The following is a 1720-nucleotide window of genomic DNA, read 5'->3' as shown; positions in this document are numbered from 1 at the left end:
TAGAAGACCTAGTAGTTCACAATAGAGCGAGGTCAGCATCTGATTACTTGGAAAAATTGATTATCCAGGAATGGGAGAAACTTCAACAAGAATTATCAGGAGAATAGAAATGATCATTTTTGTCTCTTTTAAAAAACTGTTCCAAACATTTTTGTGGTTATTTACGGCTGCAGCATTATATGTTTTCTATCAGTTTATTGGTTTAAATATGTTTTTCTTACTCGTTATCGGACTACTAGCATTGAAATTTGTTCCAGTTCTAGTATTACCGATTCTATTAATTGGGGTGGGGGTCCATTTCTCAGGTGATTTCTCGTTCATTGCTGACGGTATCGTCTGGGGCTTTTGGGGACTTGTGTCACTACCAATCTGTTATGCTTTTGTAGGAACTATCCATTCTACAATGAAGCAGCGAAAGCAAGAAATCAAATAATGTTAAGGGTCTTATCTTCAGGGATAAGGCTCTTTTGATGTCAAAATAAAAATAAATTTGAAAAGCATTTAACGAACGATTAAAATAGGGCTCGTTATTCTAAAATTAGAGGAGAGAGTCGATGTTAACCACTACTTTTGATGAGCGAGTGCTAAAAGAACAATTGTTTGATGAGAATGCACTATATTTTTATGATTTTGTGGCCAAGTATGATGAAGAAATGGTTCCTGTTATGAAGGCTAGGGGTTATACTTGTATACACTCAATGGAGCGGACAGTAGCTTTTACTTTTGGTGAATTTACTTTTCGACGTCGTCGATGGAAGAAGGGTGATAAGTGGTGTGTACCAGTTGATGAGAAATTGGGATTAACAAAGAATACACGTTTCTCCTGGGAATTCATGTATCAAATTGCTAAATTATCGACAATGATGCCCTATGAGAAGGTTACCCAGGTTATTCAGATGACCTACCATATCATTATCACAAAACCTATTGTTGTTAAAGCTGTCAAACTCTGCAACGAGTTGCTGACAGAACGTGAAGTCTATCGTTTTTACAAAGAGACTGAGGAGATAGAAAAGCGGAAGGTCGATGTGATATACATTGAGGGGGACGGTGTCATGGTCAAGGCACGTGACATAGACACGGATAACCGACACTATGATTTATCTCATTTCGTAGTTCATACTGGCAGTCAGAAAGTGGGGAGCAACCGATTTGAGCTGAAAGATAAAAAGGAATTTGTTGGTCTAGATAATCGATTGGCCAGAGAACAGGTACTAGACTATCTTTATAACACTTACGAGATAACAGACAATACCCTGCTGATTACCAATTCTGACGGTGGTCATGGCTATACCCCTTATGTTTTCAAAGAGATTGCCAAGGCTTTGAAAATTAAACGTCACGAACATTTTTGGGATGAGTATCATGTCAACCAGAAGCTAAAATCCTTCTTCAAGCCCTACTCAGAAGAGTTGCTAGACAAAGCTTTTCAGGCGATAAAACAACATGATAAAGGCAAACTACGTACAGTGTTAGACACTACAGAATCGTTAGTATTGACTGAAGAAGAAATGGAGGAGTTCGAGAATTTCAAGAGGAAGCTTCTTAATAATTTTCAATACACTAAGCCAGCCGAGCTGAGAGGCTTTACTCATGCAGGGATAGGTATTATGGAGTCACAACATCGTAAAATCACGTATAGGATGAAGAAACGTGGCATGTATTGGACCGTTTTGGGAGCAGAGACAATGAGTCGTATTATAGTCCTCAACCACGAGGA

At 38.4% G+C, this 1720-nt stretch carries 2 protein-coding genes; both read left to right on the top strand.

All coding sequences use genetic code 11. From position 1 onward, the window contains the following. Nucleotides 1-109: 109 nt before the first annotated feature. On the top strand, nt 110-433 hold the full coding sequence (locus tag P7J49_RS11540) for a hypothetical protein (protein WP_024417949.1): 324 nt from the start codon (nt 110-112) through the stop codon (nt 431-433). A gap of 121 nt (nt 434-554) precedes the next feature. Next, the coding region (locus P7J49_RS11535) for an ISLre2 family transposase (protein ID WP_408570739.1) at nt 555-1720 on the top strand (1166 nt) is incomplete at its 3' end.

The organism is Streptococcus suis, assembly GCF_046032515.1.
GTDB classification, from domain to species: Bacteria; Bacillota; Bacilli; order Lactobacillales; family Streptococcaceae; genus Streptococcus; species Streptococcus suis_AL.
Note: the sequence above shows the minus strand (reverse complement) of the source record. Positions and strands in the feature narration are given on the sequence as shown.

Excerpts from the sequence above, each read along its gene's own strand:
- P7J49_RS11540 (WP_024417949.1), top strand. The coding sequence starts at position 110 with ATGATCATTTTTGTCTCTTTTAAAAAACTGTTCCAAACATTTTTGTGG.